The organism is Actinomycetota bacterium, from assembly GCA_030682655.1.
Classification (GTDB): Bacteria; Actinomycetota; Coriobacteriia; order Anaerosomatales; family JAUXNU01; genus JAUXNU01.
On the sequence record JAUXNU010000045.1, the window covers coordinates 16,575 to 32,440 of the forward strand.

Here is a 15,866-nt window from a genome sequence, read left to right on the forward strand (position 1 = left end):
ACGACGGTGCTCCCGGACGGGGATCCGTCCGGGAGCACTCGCCGACATGACCGGCAGTCTCACGCAAGTGAGCCGCCGGGAGCTTGAATCTAGGCGCCGTGAATCTTGAGGAACAGCGGCACGAATACCAGTGACACGACTGTCATGAGCTTGATGAGGATGTTCATCGCCGGACCGGAGGTGTCCTTGAACGGGTCACCCACGGTGTCGCCGACGACGGCCGCATGGTGGGCAGCAGAACCCTTTCCACCGTGTACGCCACCCTCGATGTACTTCTTGGCATTGTCCCAGGCTCCACCGGCGTTCGCCATCATGATGGCAAGCAGGAAGCCCGAAACGACCGCACCGGCGAGGAAGCCACCGAGCATCTCGAGGTTGAGAAGGCCGAGCCCGATCGGGATGACGACGGCCAGAATGCCGGGAACAACCATCTCCTTGAGCGCACCCTTGGTCGCGATCTCGACACACGAAGCGTAGTCTGCGCGCGAGCCCTCGACACCTTCAAGCAGACCGGGGATCTCCTTGAACTGCCTGCGCACTTCGCCGATCATGGCGAAGGCCGCGCGTCCGACGGCGTTCATGGTGAGCGCTCCGAACAGGAACGGGAGCATCGCGCCCACGAACAGTCCGACGACGACCAGCGGATTCTCGAGCGACAGGTCGAGCGTGATGCCGCCCGCGGCTATTGTGGTGCGGAATGCAGTGAACAACGCCAGGGCGGTCAGACCGGCAGAACCGATCGCAAAGCCCTTGGCGATGGCGGCCGTGGTGTTGCCGACCGAATCCAACGAGTCGGTGATCTTGCGGATACCCGGATCCATGTGCGCCATCTCGGCAATGCCCCCGGCGTTGTCGGCGACAGGACCGTATGCGTCGACGCCGACAGTGATCGCGGTGATCGACAGCATCCCTAGTGCGGCCAAAGCAATACCGTAGATGCCGGAAACGGCATTGTCCGGAACCGCAAGGTTCCCCATGTAGTACGCGCCGTAGATGCAGACCGCCACCACGAGGATAGGGCCAACCGTCGAGATCATACCGACTCCGAGACCGGCGATGATGTTCGTCGCAGCGCCGGTCTTGCTCGCCTCGGCGATACCTTTGACCGGCTTGAAGTGATCCGAGCAGTAGTACTCGGTGATCTGACCGATCGCGATACCCGCAGCAAGGCCTATGACGACCGAGCCGAAGAACCACAAGCGGGACATGTCACCAACGGTAGAGGCCCACCAGTAGAACAGGCCCGCCATCGCTCCGACCTCGAGGATCGCAGCAACGTACGTCCCCGTGTTAAGAGCCAGGTGCAGGTTGCTGCCCTCCTTGGCGCGAACCGCGAACAGGCCGATAATCGACATGATGATGCCCGCGGCCGCGATAAGCAGCGGCATAGTGACGCCGAACGCGAAGTCGACCGTGCCGGTCGCCCATAGGGACAGAGCGAGCACGATCGGGGCAAGCATCGAGCCGACGAAGCTCTCGAACAGGTCGGCGCCCATACCCGCGACGTCGCCCACGTTATCGCCCACGTTGTCGGCGATAACGGCCGGGTTGCGGGGATCGTCCTCGGGGATACCGGCTTCAACCTTACCCACAAGGTCGGCTCCCACGTCAGCGGCCTTGGTGTAGATGCCACCGCCGACACGTGCGAACAGCGCGATCGAGCTGGCACCCAGAGCGAAGCCGTTCACGATGGCCTGGTCAGCGATCGGATTCTCGCCGGTAACGATGAAGACGATAGTCCACAGGGACAGACCCAGTACACCGAACGAAGCGACCGTGAGGCCCATCGTCAGACCGGAGCGGAACGCAACGTTGAGCGCCTTGGCGATGCCGGTGGTGGCAGCCTGGGCCGTACGCGAATTCGCACGGGTGGCCACGTACATGCCCACGAAGCCCGCCGTGGCGGACAATAGACCGCCCGTGAGAAACGCTGCGCCTGTCAGCACACCCTCTCTGATACCCGTGCCGCTCACAGCGAGTGCGACAAAGACCACGGCGGCGAAGACGATCAGCACGCGCCATTCCGCCTTCAGGAACGCCATAGCGCCTTCCTGGATGGCCTTCGATATCTCCTGCATCTTCGAGTTGCCCGGATCCTGCTTCAGGACCCACGAGCCAAGAAACGCGGCGACGGCCAGGCCGACGACCGCAGCGGCAGGCGCAAGCCACGCTACTGCCTCATTCATACACCCTCTCCTTTCGATCCACGAATGGACCTCTCCCATACCCCTCCCGGGGCGGTTGGCGCTCGGCTGATGATACCGGAGCCCCCGAAACGCGGCAACAGAACGGCACCCATGCCGCATCCACGGGCTAGAACATCCAGTTCTTTGGCATGAAGAGGCTCTCGAACTGGCGCAGGGCGAACCGGTCTGTCATGCCCGAGACGTAGTCCACGACACGTTGCGGCAGCTCTTCGGCGGTTGATGCGCCGAACTCCTCGGCGAGCAGTTCCGGATGCTGCATGTAGTGCTCGAAGAGGCGCCTCACGACTCCGAACGCCTTCGGCTCCTCGGACTTGGCCTTCTCGGACAGGTAGACGTTGTCGAAGAGCCATTGCCGCAGATCGAGCATCGCGGACCGGACCTCGTCCGACATCCGGATCTCGTCACCTTCGAGGCTGTGCTCCACAAGGTCGTTCACCATTGTGGTGATCCGTGCCCCGTGATGGTGGCCAAGGACGTCCGTGGGCCCCGCCGGCAGATCGCTTTCGTGCAGGATGTCGCCTCGGATCGAGTCGTCGATGTCGTGATTGATGTAGGCGATCCGATCGGCGATCGCCACGACTTGGCCCTCCAGAGTCTGCGCTCGCTGGCCCCCGGTGTGGTGCGCGATGCCGTCGCGGACCTCCCAGGTGAGGTTCAGGCCCTTCCCATCGTACTCGAGCTTCTCCACGATCCTCAGCGATTGCAGGTTGTGGCGAAACGGTCGCGGCGCGGACGGGTACTCCTCGGCCAGCGCTTCAAGCGTCGCGTTCAGCGCGTCTTCGCCGATATGGCCAAAGGGCGTGTGCCCGAGGTCGTGCCCCAGCGCGATAGCCTCCGTGAGGTCTTCATTCAGGCGAAGCGCTCGCGCGATGGAGCGCCCGATCTGCGCGACCTCGAGAGTGTGGGTGAGACGGGTGCGATAGTGGTCTCCTTCGGGAGCCAGGAAGACTTGCGTCTTGTGCGACAGACGACGGAACGCCTTGCAGTGGATGATACGGTCCCGGTCTCTCTGGAACTCGGTTCGGTACGGATCGGGAGCCAGCACGCTCGCACGGCCCCGTGTGTGATCGGCAAACGCCGCGCGCGGGGAGAGGCGTTCGTGCTCTTGCGCCTCGTACCGGGCACTCGTGTTGATCTCCAAGACGCCTCCGTGCTTCAGCTTGCGAGCATCCCAAACACCCAGATTCCTCCCAGTGAGCCAGCGACAGCGAGCACCACTCCCGGGATCCACCTGCGGCGCGCGCCCCACGAACTAGCAAGCGCGACGCCGAGCACCGCTCCGATCAGTGAGCCCAGCAGAACTCCAGGGCTGCGCTCGAACCACGTCTGAAGCGCATCAAGCGCCGCACCAGGGAGAGTCCGACCGTCTGATACGGCCACGTACCACCAGACGGGAAGCGGTCCGAACACACCGGCTGCGGCTGAACCGGCAAGCGCCTGCCACCAGGGTCGGACGCTCTTGGAGCTTCCCTGGATCAGCGGCGAACCAGTCCTCTGGAACAGCCTCGTGGATCTTCCCACGGCCACCCGCCCTAAGTCGCACCCGCGGCGGCCCCCCAATGCGGGCCTGACCGCCGCGATCGCTACCTGTTGTCCGATGCGTTCGTCTTTGCTGCAAGCGCCGCCTGCGCTGCCGCCAGCCGTGCAAGCGGGATTCGGTACGGCGAACACGACACGTAGTCGAGCCCTATGTCGAAGAATATCTTCACGCTTTCCGGATCGCCGCCGTGTTCCCCGCACACTCCCAGCTTGATCTTCGGGTTCGCGGCACGTCCGCCCGCGCAACCGAGCGCAACCAGTTCTGCGACACCATCGTCGATCGTCTCGAACGGGTTGCGAGACAGGACCTTTCGCTCCAGATAGCGCGGAAGGAACTTCGCCTCGATATCGTCGCGGGAGAAACCGAAGGTAGTCTGCGTCAAATCGTTCGTTCCGAATGAGAAGAAGTCGGCGACCTTCCCGATCCTCTCGGCCATTACCGCCGCACGCGGGAGCTCGATCATCGTCCCGATGGGGATGTCGATCTCGATCCCGCACTCGGCCTTGACCTCCGCGACGATGATCTCGCTTTCGGCCCGCAGTATCTCAAGCTCGGTCATGAGCGAAACGAGCGGGATCATGATCTCGGGCCGCGGGTCCTTGCCGGCCTTCTTGAGCTGGCATGCGGCGAGCGTGATGGCCCGGACCTGCATCCCGTAGATCTCGGGGAACATGATCCCGAGCCGACACCCGCGAAGGCCGAGCATCGGGTTCGCCTCGGTCATCGAATCGATCTGCGAGAGGAGCTTCCTCTTGGGAGCGAGCTCCTCGGCGGAAGCGCCAGCGCACTCCGCGCGAACGATAGCGACTTCGAGCTCGCGCGGCGAGTCCAGGAACTCGTGCAGAGGCGGATCGAGAAGGCGCACGGTAACGGGTAGCCCGTCCATGGCCTCGAAGATGCCGAGGTAGTCCTCGGTCTGGACCTTCATAAGCTTCTCGAGCGCCCCATCGCGCACCGACTGGTCGTCGGCCAGGATGAAGTCCTGGATGATGTCTTTGCGCTCGCCGAGGAACATGTGCTCGGTACGGCATAGTCCGATGCCTGCCGCCCCAAACTTGCGGCCGAGAGCAGCGTCGTCTGGCGTGTCGGCGTTCGCACGAACACCCATGGTGCGGAACTCGTCCGCCCAGCCGAGGATCGTGTCGAAGTCCCCGGACACCTCGGGCTCTATGAGAGATACCGCACCCGTGACCACGATGCCGCTCGTGCCGTCGATGGATATGATGTCGCCCTCTCGCAGCACAATGTCGGTGCCTGAGACGGTAGCTTGCTTGCTCCGCGCGTCGATCTTGAGCTTCTCTGCGCCGCATACGCACGGCTTGCCCATTCCACGCGCGACAACGGCCGCATGCGACGTCTTGCCACCGTGGCTGGTCAGGATGCCTTGCGCGGCGATCATGCCGTGCAGGTCGTCAGGGGTGGTCTCCCAGCGCACGAGGATGACCTTGCGGCCCTCGGCGGCAGCCTCCACGGCAGTGTCGGCGGAGAACACCACTTCGCCCACAGCAGCACCGGGAGAAGCGTTGAGGCCCTTCGCGAGTACGTCGTAGTGCGCTGACGCATCGAACTGCGGGTGAAGCAGCTGATCGAGCTGTGCCGGATCGATGCGCAAGACGGCCTCTTCACGATCGATGAGACCTTCCTCGACCATATCGACGGCAATCTTGAGCGCTGCCCGGGCGGTGCGCTTGCCGACGCGGGTCTGCAGCATCCACAGCGTGCCCTGCTCGATCGTGAACTCGATGTCGCACATATCGCGATAGGCATTCTCCAAGGTCTCGAAGACCTTCCAAAGCTCCGCCCCGGCCTCAGGAAGCACTTTGTGCAGGTCCGGAAGCGACTCGGTCACCCTGATGCCGGCCACCACGTCCTCGCCCTGGGCGTTGGTGAGGAAGTCGCCGTATATCTCGTTGGTGCCATCAGCCGGGTTGCGCGTGAACGCAACGCCGGTCGCGCTTGTCTCGCCTTTGTTGCCGAAGACCATCGTCTGCACGTTGACCGCAGTGCCGAGGTCATCGGGAATCCTCTCCATCTTGCGATAGTCGATCGCACGACGGTTGTTCCACGACCTGAACACGGCCTCGATGGACAGGTGGAGCTGAAGCGCGACGTCCTGCGGGAAGGCGATTCGTCCATCGATGGCGAGCTCCGGGAAATCTTCGGCGGACACATGCTCGGCGACGATATCCTTGAAGGTGCCGGTGAGCTCCCGCATGTCCTCGGCAGAGAGGTCCGTGTCGCTCGAGACGTTGCGGTCGAGTTTCATCTGGCTGATAGCGTTCTCGAAGAGGTCACCCTCTATGTCGAGCACGACCTTGGAGAACATCTGGACGAAACGCCGGTAGCTGTCCCATGCGAAACGCTCGTTGCCGGTCTGGGCGATGACGCCCTGGACCGAGAGATCGTTGAGGCCCAGATTCAAGATCGTGTCCATCATGCCGGGCATGGAAAACGGTGATCCCGAACGAACCGACACAAGAAGCGGGTCGTCCGTGTCGCCGAGCTTCTTGCCCATCTTGCCCTCGAGCTCGGCGACGTATTCCGCGATCTCGGCGGCAAGTCCTGCGGGAAACGCGGGTGGCGTCGAGTTGTAGTACTCCATGCACGCCTGGCAGCTGATCGTGAACCCTGGAGGCACCGGGAGACCCATATTGGCCATCTCGGCCAGGTTCGCACCTTTGCCGCCAAGGATGAACTTCAAGTCCTTGTTGCCCTCGGTGCGTCCCCCACCGAAAGCGTACACTCGCTTGACGTCGGACAACTCCCTCTCCCTCTCTTTCGGGGACCCGATGTGAACCGCATGATACCGCACTGCGCCCCCGCCGGGGGCGTGCGGCGCACGGCCTTAGTCCCTTGTCGTCAGACTACCCCGAATGTGACGGACGATCTCCTGCGCAGCCTCCTCGACCGCCCGGTTGTCCGTGTGAACCACGAGACACCCGATTCGCCGCATTATCGCCCGTGCTTCTTCGAGCTCGCTCTCCACGGCCTCTCGCTCCGCGTACCCGGGCACGTACGCGCCAAGCTCCTTCATCCGCGCTCCCCGGATCTCCAGGAGGACGTCGGCATTCGTGACAAGGCCAAAGACACGTCGCGGGTCAAGTTCGAACAACTGTGGCGGATTGGCTACCCCCGGCGCAAGCGGCACGTTGGCCACACGCCAACCCTTGAAAGCAAGGTACATGGCCAACGGCGTCTTGCTCGTGCGTGAGACGCCTATGAGAACGATGTCCGCATCGATCAGTCCTTCGGCATTGCGGCCGTCGTCGTGTTTGACAGCGAACTCCATCGCCTCGATGCGATCGAAGTAGTACTGATCGGTACGGCGAACCGCGCCCGCAACGCCGGTCGGCTCGATGTCGGTCGCCCTGGACAGCAGCGCTATCGCCGGCCCGAGCAGATCGACGCCGTTGACGCCGCCACGACAAAGCGATTCCATCTCGACACGGAGGGCGTCGTCAACAAGCGTGTAGAAGAACACGCAGTGACTGCCGCAATGCGACTGCACGGACTCCCGGAGCGCCTCAGGCGTCGTCACTTTCATTAGTCGCTCGATCACGAACGTCTCGGGCTCGTACTGAGCCGCCACGGCCCGCGCGACCATCTCGCCGGTCTCACCGAGCGAATCGGAGACTACATGGATCGAGATGGGACGCTCCAGCACTGTGACCTACCCTGTCAGGCGCGTGAAATCCGCGAAATCCTCGATGAGTCCAACCAACCGGTTGAGAAGGCGCAGCCTGTTCGCACGGACCGCCTCGTCCTCGGCCATCACCAGCACGTCGTCGAAGAACGTGTCGACCGGCTCTCGCAGCTCTGCAAGCAGCGCCAATGCACCTTCGTAGTCATGATCCGCCATGAGGAGCGTCACGCCGGACGCAGCTCGATCCAGCGCCTCGAAGAGCACCGTCTCGGCCGTCTCGACAAGCGAGTCACGATCCGGCTCGGTGCCGAGATCCGGTTGGGCCAGGTTCGCGGCGCGCTTGAATGCCACTGCAAGATCCCTGCCCGCCTCGCTCTCACGGAAGGCCCGGAGCGCAGTTGCTCGCCGCATGATATCGGCAGGATCCAGAACCTCGCCGACGTGGCGCAACGCTGCCGCGATCACTGCGTCTACAACGTCCGGTTCGATGCCCCGGTCGCGCATGATGACCTCGAGGCGGCCAACGACGAACGACCGCACGCTCTCACCGACGCTATTGGGGGCGAGACCTTCGAGAACGCCCTCGTAGCCGGCCAAGGCGGCCGATATCGCCGCCGTGAGATCGAGCCGAAGCCCACCGTCGAGAATCATCGTGAGAATCCCGATGGCCCCGCGCCGCAGCGCGTACGGATCGGCCGAACCCGTCGGTCCTTGGCCAATGGCGAAGATGCCGACCATCGTGTCGAGCTTGTCGGCCGCTGAAGCGATCATGCCGACGGTCGACGGAGGAAGCGCATCGCCCGCGAAACGCGGCTGGTAGTGCTGGAGAACCGCATTCGCAACCGGCTCGGTCTCTCCAGCGGCCAGGGCGTAGTAGCGCCCCATCACCCCCTGCAAGACAGGGAACTCCACCACAACATGCGAAACCAGATCCGCCTTGCACAGGTGGGCCGCGCGGACTGCTTCGGCACTCTCTCCTGGGTCGGCGCCGTGAAGCTCAGCCAGCGTGCCAGCTAGCTGCTCGTTGCGCCACACCTTCGCTCCAGAACTGCCAAGCTTCTCCTGGAAGGTGATCGCGTCCAGCCGGGTGACCCAGTCCTCCATGTTGACCTTCAGATCTTCACGGTAGAAGAAGGTAGCGTCAGCCAGGCGCGCACGGATCACGCGTTCGTGACCCGAGACGATGCCATCGGTGCATGCAGGATCGCCATTGTGTACAACGACGAAGAGATTCGTGAGCGCCCCGTCGGGACCCTCCAGAGGGAAGTACCTCTGGTGTTTGGTCATCGCGGTCTCTATTACTTCGCGCGGAACCTCAAGGAACTCCTCGTCGAACTTGCCAACGACGACCGTCGGCCATTCCACAAGGTTAACGACCTCGGCAAAAGTCTTTTCGGGCACGACCGCCCGCACCCCATGCTGTTGTTCGACGGCTGCGATGCCCTCGCGCACGAGGCGCGCACGCTCCTCGTGGTCGTAGACGAACATCCCCCGGCGCGCCGCCGCGTCGTAGTCCCCGGCGGACGCGACCGGAACCCGCCGGTCACTCGATAGGAACCTGTGGCCGTTCGTGTAGCGGTCTGCAATCAATCCTGCGAACTCCACCGGCAGGATATCCTCGCCGAAGATCGCCAGCAGCCACCGCACAGGCCGGATGAACCGTGCCGCTCCCGATCCCCAGCGCTGCGACTTCGGCCATGACAGCCCTTCCGCAAGTTCCGCCAGTATCTCGGGGAGCACAGCCCGAGCGTCGCGACCGACCTGCTCGACGACAGCGTAGACGTACTCGGAGCCGGAATCGTCAGTGACGCGCTCGAGCGCGGACACGTCCACGCCCTTGCCGCGGGCGAAGCCTTCTGCAGCCTTCGTCGGAATCCCCTCGGCATCGAACGCTGCTTTGACTGCCGGTCCCCTCGCACGCAGCGTCTGGTCGTCCTGACGCTCGGCAAGTCCGGTCACCTGGAGAACGAGCCGCCGCGGGGCACCGAACGTCTGCAGCGTATCGTAGCCGAGACGGGCATCATTCAGGGCCTTCTCCGCATCGGTCCGGAGCTGGGAGATGGCTTCATACAGCGGAGCCGAGGGAATCTCCTCGACGCCGATCTCAAACAGAAGATCGCGGCTCATGACGCATCACCGCCTTCGGCTACCTGAGCAGTCTCGGCGGCATCTTGCGCCTCTGCGCCGTTCTCCTCGGCCAGCGCACCGCGTACCCGGGCGACGTAGGCCTCGCAGCACGCCTTGGCCAGCGTACGCACCCGCAGGATGAAGCTCACGCGCTCGGTCACGGCGATCGCGCCGCGTGCGTCGAGCAGGTTGAACGCATGCGAGCACTTGAGCACGTAGTCGTAGGCGGGAAGCACGACGCCGCCATCCAGCAGCCGCACGCACTCGGCCTCGTAGGTGTCGAAGAGCCGGTAGAGCATCTCGGTGTCGGCAAGTTCGAAGTTGTGCTTCGAGTACTGCCGCTCGTTTTCGAGGAAGACGTCGCCGTAGGTGTACGTGAGGCCGTCCGGTCCGACCGACCAGACGATGTCGTATACGCTGTCGACGCCTTGGATGTACATCGCGAGACGCTCAAGCCCGTAGGTGATCTCCGCCGGCACCGGGCGACAGTCGAACCCTCCGACCTGCTGGAAGTAGGTGAACTGGGTGACCTCCATGCCGTTGAGCCAGACCTCCCAGCCGAGTCCCCACGCACCGAGCGTCGGCGACTCCCAGTCGTCCTCGACGAGGCGGACGTCGTGGTCCGCCGGCTCGATCCCTATCGCGCGCAGCGAGTCGAAATACAGGTCCAGCACGTCGTCGGGGCTTGGCATGAGGATGACCTGGAACTGGTAGTAGTGCTGGAGACGGTTCGGGTTCTCGCCATACCGCCCGTCCGCAGGCCGCCTCGACGGCTGCACATAGGCCGTGCGCCAAGGCGTCGGATCCAGCGTCCTCAGTGTGGTAGCTGGGTGAAACGTCCCCGCCCCGACCTCGCTGTCATAGGGCTGGAGCACGACACATCCCTGATCAGCCCAGTAGCGTGACAGGGTGAGGATGATGTCCTGGAACGTCATGCCGTTCGTCAAGGGAACCCCTCCGGCGGTGAAGCGGATGGCAGGTACGCGCGATCAGCGCCTCCTGCAGTGTGTAGGTCATGCTATCGGATGGTCGGAAGCAGGGTCAACGAGCGCGACCTCGCGGGCCTCGTGCAACGTGTGCACGCAGTAACGTTTCCAGGTCCTCCGGTGTGCCCACAACCAGTGAATCATCAGGCAGAAGCAGAAACGCCCCCCACGCTGCATGCAATACGTAGTGACCGGCTGCAACTCGCCAGCGCACGATCGAGGACCACGGAATCTCACCTTCGCCGTCCGTCGTGCGGTAGGAGACCCCGTCCTCGGCGAACTCGTAGCGGACGGGCTCATAGATCGAGCGATTCACGGGCGAGCGCACCTGCCACTCGACGTACGCCCAGACGATGAGCAAGAAGCCGACGAACGAGTAGATTGACAGGACACCCGCTCCGGAGTCCCCCGACGCAACCGACGCGAATACGACCGCCGTCAGCATCGGAGCAACATAGCGAAGCCGAAGAGCCGAGAGGTGCACCAGAGCGCGCCGGTAGCCGACCTCAGTGAGGTGTACGTCCGCGACAACCGTTGCCGTCCGCCCCTCCTCGCTCACGTCAGAAGCCCTGCATAGAAGTCCAGTGCCTTCAGCCGCGCATGCAAGTGATAGGCGACGAAAGAGCGCATCAGCTCGAAAGCCTCGCGCACGTCCGCCTCCGGCGGAGGCATCTCGGCGATATCGGCCATCGTCGAGCGCAGAAGCCGCACCAGCAGTACGCGCCCGGCTTCGCTCAGGCGCAATGCCGAGGAGTCTGCGTCGCCGCACTCCGCGCATAGAACCCCTCCGGACGCGAGCGAGAAGAACTTCCCGCCGCTGACGTGTTCCGAGCAGGCGGCACACGCCTCCAGCTGCGGGCGGTATCCCTGCATCGCCATGGCCTTCACGAGAAACGCGGTGACGAGGGCACACAAGGTCTCCAGCGAACCTGACTCCAGGGAGGCCAACGTCACCTGTGCCAGGCTGAAGAGCCGCTCCTCGATCTGGCCTTCAAGCGATATCTTGTCGAGAACGTCCGCCACGACCGATGCGGCAGCGGACCGGTCCAAGTCCTCGCGCAAGCGTGCATGCGCCACAAGCACTTCGACCTCGGAGATCACGTCGAGCGAGCGCCCGGAGTGGACCAGCAGGTCGACCTCGCTGAACGGCTCAAGGCGACCAGACGTCCTCGATCCCGGCTTGCGCATTCCCTTGGCAACGGCGCGTATCTGCCGACCGTCCTCGGCAAGCACGCTGAGGATCACGTCGGTCTCCCCGAGCTTGGTCTTGCGAAGCACGATCGCACGGACGGAGTATGCGGCCATCGCGGAGCGACTAGTCTTGGACTGGCAGGGCCGCGACGATCTCGATTCCCGCAGAAGCGCCCAGACGCGTCGCGCCTGCATCGATCATCGCGAGCGCAGTGTCCAGGTCGCGAATGCCACCGGCCGCCTTCACTCCGATGTCGGGTCCCACTGCGGCGCGCATGATCTCGATATCGCGCACGGACGCGCCGCGTGGCCCGAACCCGGTCGACGTCTTGACGTACTGCGCCCCCGCTTTGACGGCGATCCGGCTTGCCTGCGCAATACCGGCCTCGTCGAGGTATCCAGTCTCCAGAATCACCTTCACGATCCCCGCCCCGTCGGAGACGGAGGCAACTGCATCGACGACGGCACGGATGTCGTCGAGCACGAACTCGAACTCCCCTTCGAGGAAGGCAGCTATGTTCATGACCATGTCGACCTCGACGCAGCCGAGATCGACTAGCAACGCCGCTTCCTCGGCTTTCGTCTCTGTGTTGGCATACCCGAGGGGGAACCCGCACACGGAACACACCACCGTGGACGTGCCGGAGAGCTTCTGCGCGGCGAGCGGTACGAGGAACGGAGACACGCACAGTGAAGCGAAGCCCTGGTCGCAGCTTGCGTCCATCCACTCGGACGCCTCTGCGAAACCGATGGTCGGCTTCAGCAGAGTCTGGTCGATATGGGCAGCCAATGTCGTGGCATCCATGGCGTTCACAGCCCTTCCCCGTAGCCAAACCGTCGAATCTGGCTTGCATCGCGGCGCCAGTTGCGCCGCACTTTCACGACGAGATCGAGATACACGCGACTGCCAAGGAGACGCTCAAGGTCCGCTCGCGCCTCGGTGCCGACACGTTTGACCATCTCGCCGCCCTTGCCAACGATTATGCCCTTCTGTGACTCCCGCTCCACGAAGATCACTGCGTAGATGGTCGTAAGGTCACGCTTCTCCTCGAAGACCATGTCTTCGAGTGCGACTCCGACCGCGTGAGGCACCTCATCTCGCGTGGTGCGCAGAACCTTCTCCCGGATGAACTCCGCGACCATCACTTCGACCGGCTGGTCAGTGGCCATATCGCGCGGGAAGTATCGCGGCCCCTGCGGGAGCAGGCCTATGACGGTGTCCGCGAATCCGTCCACGTTGAAGCCCGTCTTCGCCGAGACCGCGAGCGCGTCGTCGAACTTCGCAAGCGCGGATGCCACATCTATCTGCCGGGTCACCGTCGCCTGATCCACGAGATCGGCTTTCGTCACGACCAGGACCCGGGCGCTGCGCGCGGCAGCCACATGTTTGGCCACCCACTCGTCTCCCCTGCCCACGGGCTTGGACGCGTCAACGACGAAGCACGCGACATCCACATCGCTCAACGCCTTCAGGGCCGAACGGTTGAGCTCCTCGCCCAGTGCATCGTGGGGCTTGTGCAGCCCGGGGGTGTCGACAAGGATGGCCTGCGCATCATCGCGATCCAGCACAGCGCGCAAACGGTGCCGTGTGGTCTGCGGCGTGTCCGAAGTGATTGCGACCTTCGCTCCCACCACGGCGTTCACGAGCGTGGACTTTCCGGCGTTCGGGCGCCCGACAAGAGCCACGAACCCGCTCAGAACCGATTCCTGGCCGTTGATGGTCACGCTATTTCGCGTCGTCCTGATCGAGATACCCGCGAACGAACGCCTCGGGAAGCAGCTCATCGAGAGTCATGACCATGACCTCGTCGGTCCGTCCCCCCATTATCACGCGCATCTCCGGGTTGAACTCGGCCAAGAACTGACGGCACGCGCCGCATGGCACCGTGGGTGCCTCTGAATCGCCCACAACAGCGATCGCGTCGATCTCGCGGCATCCTGCGGCCACAGCAGCCATCACGGCTCCCCGTTCCGCGCACACGGTAGAACCGTAGGCGGCGTTCTCCACGTTCACTCCTTGGAAGATCTCGCCACCGGCATAGACAGCGGCTCCGACACGAAAACCCGAGTACGGTGCGTACGCCTTTTCCTGCACCTCGCGGGCAAACGCGAGGAGCGCCAGGTCGGTCTGTGTGAGGTTACGCATCGTCCCTCTCCTTGTCTGCCGCAGGTCCGGCGGATTCCACTATCAGCTGACGGATTCGAGTTCCTTCGAGTTCCTCGACGGTCATCCTGAGGCCCTCGACCTCCACCGAGTCGCCGACATCCGGAATGCGCCCTGCGACTTCGGCAACCACACCACCAACACTGTCCGAGTCAGAGACGACAGCGGTGTCGAACAGCTCGTTCAGTTCATCGACGGGCAGCCGCGCATCGACGCGGTACCGTCCGTCACCGATCTCGGAAACGAGCCGGATCTCGAGGTCGAACTCGTCGAATATCTCTCCCACGATCTCCTCGAGCAAGTCCTCGATGGTGACGAGACCGGCTGTACCGCCGTATTCGTCGGCCACGATCGCGATGTGGGTTCTCAGGCGCATCTCGATTAGAAGCTCTTGTACCGGCTTGGTCTCCGGGACGAAGTAGGCGGCACGAGCAATCGTCGCGGGCCGCACCGTACTGTCGCGAGCGACGGCGGCGAGCAGGTCCTTCGCATAGAGCACGCCGCGGATGTCGTCGACGGTCTCATGGTACACCGGTATCCGCGAACAGCCCGCACCCTCGATGACCTCGATTGCCTCGAGCGCTGTCGCAGTGTCCGGCACGCACGTCATGTCCGTTCTTGGCACCATGACCTCGCGGACGACTTTCTCCGCGAAGTCGGAGAGCGCCTCGAGCAACGCCTCCTCGGTCTCCTCGCGCGCTGACTCCTCGCCGTTGCCGACGGAGCCCGCGCGGTACTGGTCCTCGGTGATCCATGGCCGCACCGGCGGTTCACCTGTCACGAGTCGCACACCCCAACTCCACGGCGAGCCAAGGACCTTTGCGAAGGGGTACAGCAAGCTGCTGAGCGACAGCGCAACGCGTGCGAATGCGAGAGCGACCCCTTCGGGGTTCTGCACAGCCACGGTCCTGGGAAGGGCCTGCCCGAAGCTGAACACGACGAGGACGCCCGCGGCCACACCGATGGAGACCGAGACGAACGCCGGTGCATCCGCGTACAGGTCGCGCACGGCCCACGAGGACATCGCTATGCCGGTCCCATACGCCAGCGCGAGAGAGAACGCGGCAGCGGCCCGGAACCGGTAGGCCCGGTCCACCAGCCGGTCAAGGGCCAGGGCACCCGGCTTCTCCGCCTCGACGAGCCGCAGTATGCGCCCGGGAGAGACCAGAGCCGAAGCGGCCTCCTCGGCGGCCAAGACGGCGGCAAGGGCCGTGGCAACAGCGATAGCACCAAGTGTAAGCAGTGGTACCAAGATCAGGCACTCTCCCGATTCAGTCGTCCGTCAGGCAAAGAATATCTGAAACACGGCGGTCGTGATGAGAAACCCCAGCAACGCGCCGAACATGACCTGAGGAATCGTGTGTGTCTCGCTCTCCACGCGGCTCTGTGCCACGAGGCCCGCGATGAACAGGGCGAGTACGGCGGTCTTGGCGCTGTTGGTCGTGAAGGCGATCGCCGTCGCGGCTCCCACCGCAAGCGCCGTGTGGCCGGACGGCCATCCCCCGCGGAGGAACGATCCCTCGCGTGTCGCCGCCTTCACGACGACGACCGCCAGACTCGTGAGCACCAGCGCAATCACGGTCAGACCTGCCGAAGACTGGCGCGCCAGCGTCAGTCCGTCCTCGGCGACCAGCGCGAGACGATCATAGAACACCACATAGCCGACGGCCACTGCGTTGATCGAGGCGATGAGCACGGCACCTGCCGCGACATCTTTCGCGACCTTGGCCATCGGGTCGAACCGGTCGATCGAAAGATCCACCGTCGCCTCGAGCGCGGTGTTTGCCAGCTCCGTCACGAGTACGAAGCCGATCGCGAACAGCAACGCGACGAGCTCCCAGCGTGCCACGTTGAGCACGAGCGCTCCGACCAGCACTGTTGCTGCCGCGAGAGTGTGCAGCCGCATGTTGCGCTGGGTGCGTAGCGCGTAGACGATGCCGGCGATCGCATAATTGAAGCTCCATAGCAGCGACCTGCTCGTCACGGATGCACCGTCTCCTCGTCCTAC

The 15,866-nt window shown here is 63.9% G+C and carries 14 protein-coding genes; all 14 read right to left on the reverse strand.

Features of this window, described 5'->3' with window-relative positions:
• Nucleotides 1–89 precede the first annotated feature (89 nt).
• The 14 genes from Q8K99_02390 to Q8K99_02455 all read right to left on the reverse strand — a co-directional run bounded on the left by Q8K99_02390 (nucleotide 90) and on the right by Q8K99_02455 (nucleotide 15,842).
• On the reverse strand, nucleotides 90–2,186 hold the full coding sequence (locus Q8K99_02390; GenBank protein ID MDP2181401.1) for a sodium-translocating pyrophosphatase: 2,097 nt from the start codon (nucleotides 2,184–2,186) through the stop codon (nucleotides 90–92).
• Nucleotides 2,187–2,313: 127 nt separating this feature from the next.
• The gene (locus tag Q8K99_02395) at nucleotides 2,314–3,348 is read right to left on the reverse strand and encodes a deoxyguanosinetriphosphate triphosphohydrolase (protein ID MDP2181402.1); all 1,035 of its coding nucleotides are present in this window, start codon (nucleotides 3,346–3,348) and stop codon (nucleotides 2,314–2,316) included.
• A gap of 14 nt (nucleotides 3,349–3,362) precedes the next feature.
• Nucleotides 3,363–3,728: a hypothetical protein gene (locus tag Q8K99_02400; GenBank protein MDP2181403.1), complete on the reverse strand. Its 366-nt coding sequence runs from the start codon at nucleotides 3,726–3,728 to the stop codon at nucleotides 3,363–3,365.
• A 62-nt stretch (nucleotides 3,729–3,790) separates the two neighbouring features.
• Nucleotides 3,791–6,508 carry a pyruvate, phosphate dikinase gene (gene ppdK, locus Q8K99_02405; GenBank protein ID MDP2181404.1) on the reverse strand — a complete coding sequence of 906 codons (2,718 nt, stop codon included), beginning with the start codon at nucleotides 6,506–6,508 and terminating at the stop codon, nucleotides 3,791–3,793.
• Nucleotides 6,509–6,592: 84 nt separating this feature from the next.
• Nucleotides 6,593–7,411 carry a pyruvate, water dikinase regulatory protein gene (locus Q8K99_02410; GenBank protein ID MDP2181405.1) on the reverse strand — a complete coding sequence of 273 codons (819 nt, stop codon included), beginning with the start codon at nucleotides 7,409–7,411 and terminating at the stop codon, nucleotides 6,593–6,595.
• Between the two features lie 6 nt (nucleotides 7,412–7,417).
• A complete protein-coding gene (gene glyS / locus Q8K99_02415; GenBank protein MDP2181406.1) occupies nucleotides 7,418–9,517 on the reverse strand; it encodes a glycine--tRNA ligase subunit beta in 2,100 nt (699 codons plus the stop codon).
• Nucleotides 9,514–10,452 (reverse strand): glycine--tRNA ligase subunit alpha, encoded by a 939-nt coding sequence (locus tag Q8K99_02420; protein MDP2181407.1) that lies wholly within the window; start codon nucleotides 10,450–10,452, stop codon nucleotides 9,514–9,516. The genes glyS and Q8K99_02420 overlap by 4 nt, the downstream gene beginning before the upstream one ends.
• A gap of 106 nt (nucleotides 10,453–10,558) precedes the next feature.
• On the reverse strand, nucleotides 10,559–11,062 hold the full coding sequence (locus Q8K99_02425) for a YcxB family protein (GenBank protein ID MDP2181408.1): 504 nt from the start codon (nucleotides 11,060–11,062) through the stop codon (nucleotides 10,559–10,561).
• The gene (recO, locus tag Q8K99_02430; GenBank protein ID MDP2181409.1) at nucleotides 11,059–11,808 is read right to left on the reverse strand and encodes a DNA repair protein RecO; all 750 of its coding nucleotides are present in this window, start codon (nucleotides 11,806–11,808) and stop codon (nucleotides 11,059–11,061) included. The genes Q8K99_02425 and recO overlap by 4 nt, the downstream gene beginning before the upstream one ends.
• 10 nt (nucleotides 11,809–11,818) lie before the next feature.
• Nucleotides 11,819–12,499 carry a deoxyribose-phosphate aldolase gene (gene deoC, locus Q8K99_02435; protein MDP2181410.1) on the reverse strand — a complete coding sequence of 227 codons (681 nt, stop codon included), beginning with the start codon at nucleotides 12,497–12,499 and terminating at the stop codon, nucleotides 11,819–11,821.
• A 5-nt stretch (nucleotides 12,500–12,504) separates the two neighbouring features.
• Nucleotides 12,505–13,419, reverse strand: a complete 915-nt coding sequence (gene era, locus Q8K99_02440; GenBank protein MDP2181411.1) for a GTPase Era — start codon at nucleotides 13,417–13,419, stop codon at nucleotides 12,505–12,507.
• Between the two features lies 1 nt (nucleotide 13,420).
• Complete coding sequence (locus Q8K99_02445) at nucleotides 13,421–13,840, reverse strand: cytidine deaminase (protein ID MDP2181412.1); 420 nt, start codon at nucleotides 13,838–13,840, stop codon at nucleotides 13,421–13,423.
• Nucleotides 13,833–15,110 (reverse strand): hemolysin family protein, encoded by a 1,278-nt coding sequence (locus Q8K99_02450; protein MDP2181413.1) that lies wholly within the window; start codon nucleotides 15,108–15,110, stop codon nucleotides 13,833–13,835. Before Q8K99_02450 ends, Q8K99_02445 begins: the two co-directional genes overlap by 8 nt.
• Before the next feature lie 30 nt (nucleotides 15,111–15,140).
• Nucleotides 15,141–15,842, reverse strand: a complete 702-nt coding sequence (locus Q8K99_02455) for a diacylglycerol kinase (protein ID MDP2181414.1) — start codon at nucleotides 15,840–15,842, stop codon at nucleotides 15,141–15,143.
• Between the last annotated feature and the right edge of the window lie 24 nt (nucleotides 15,843–15,866).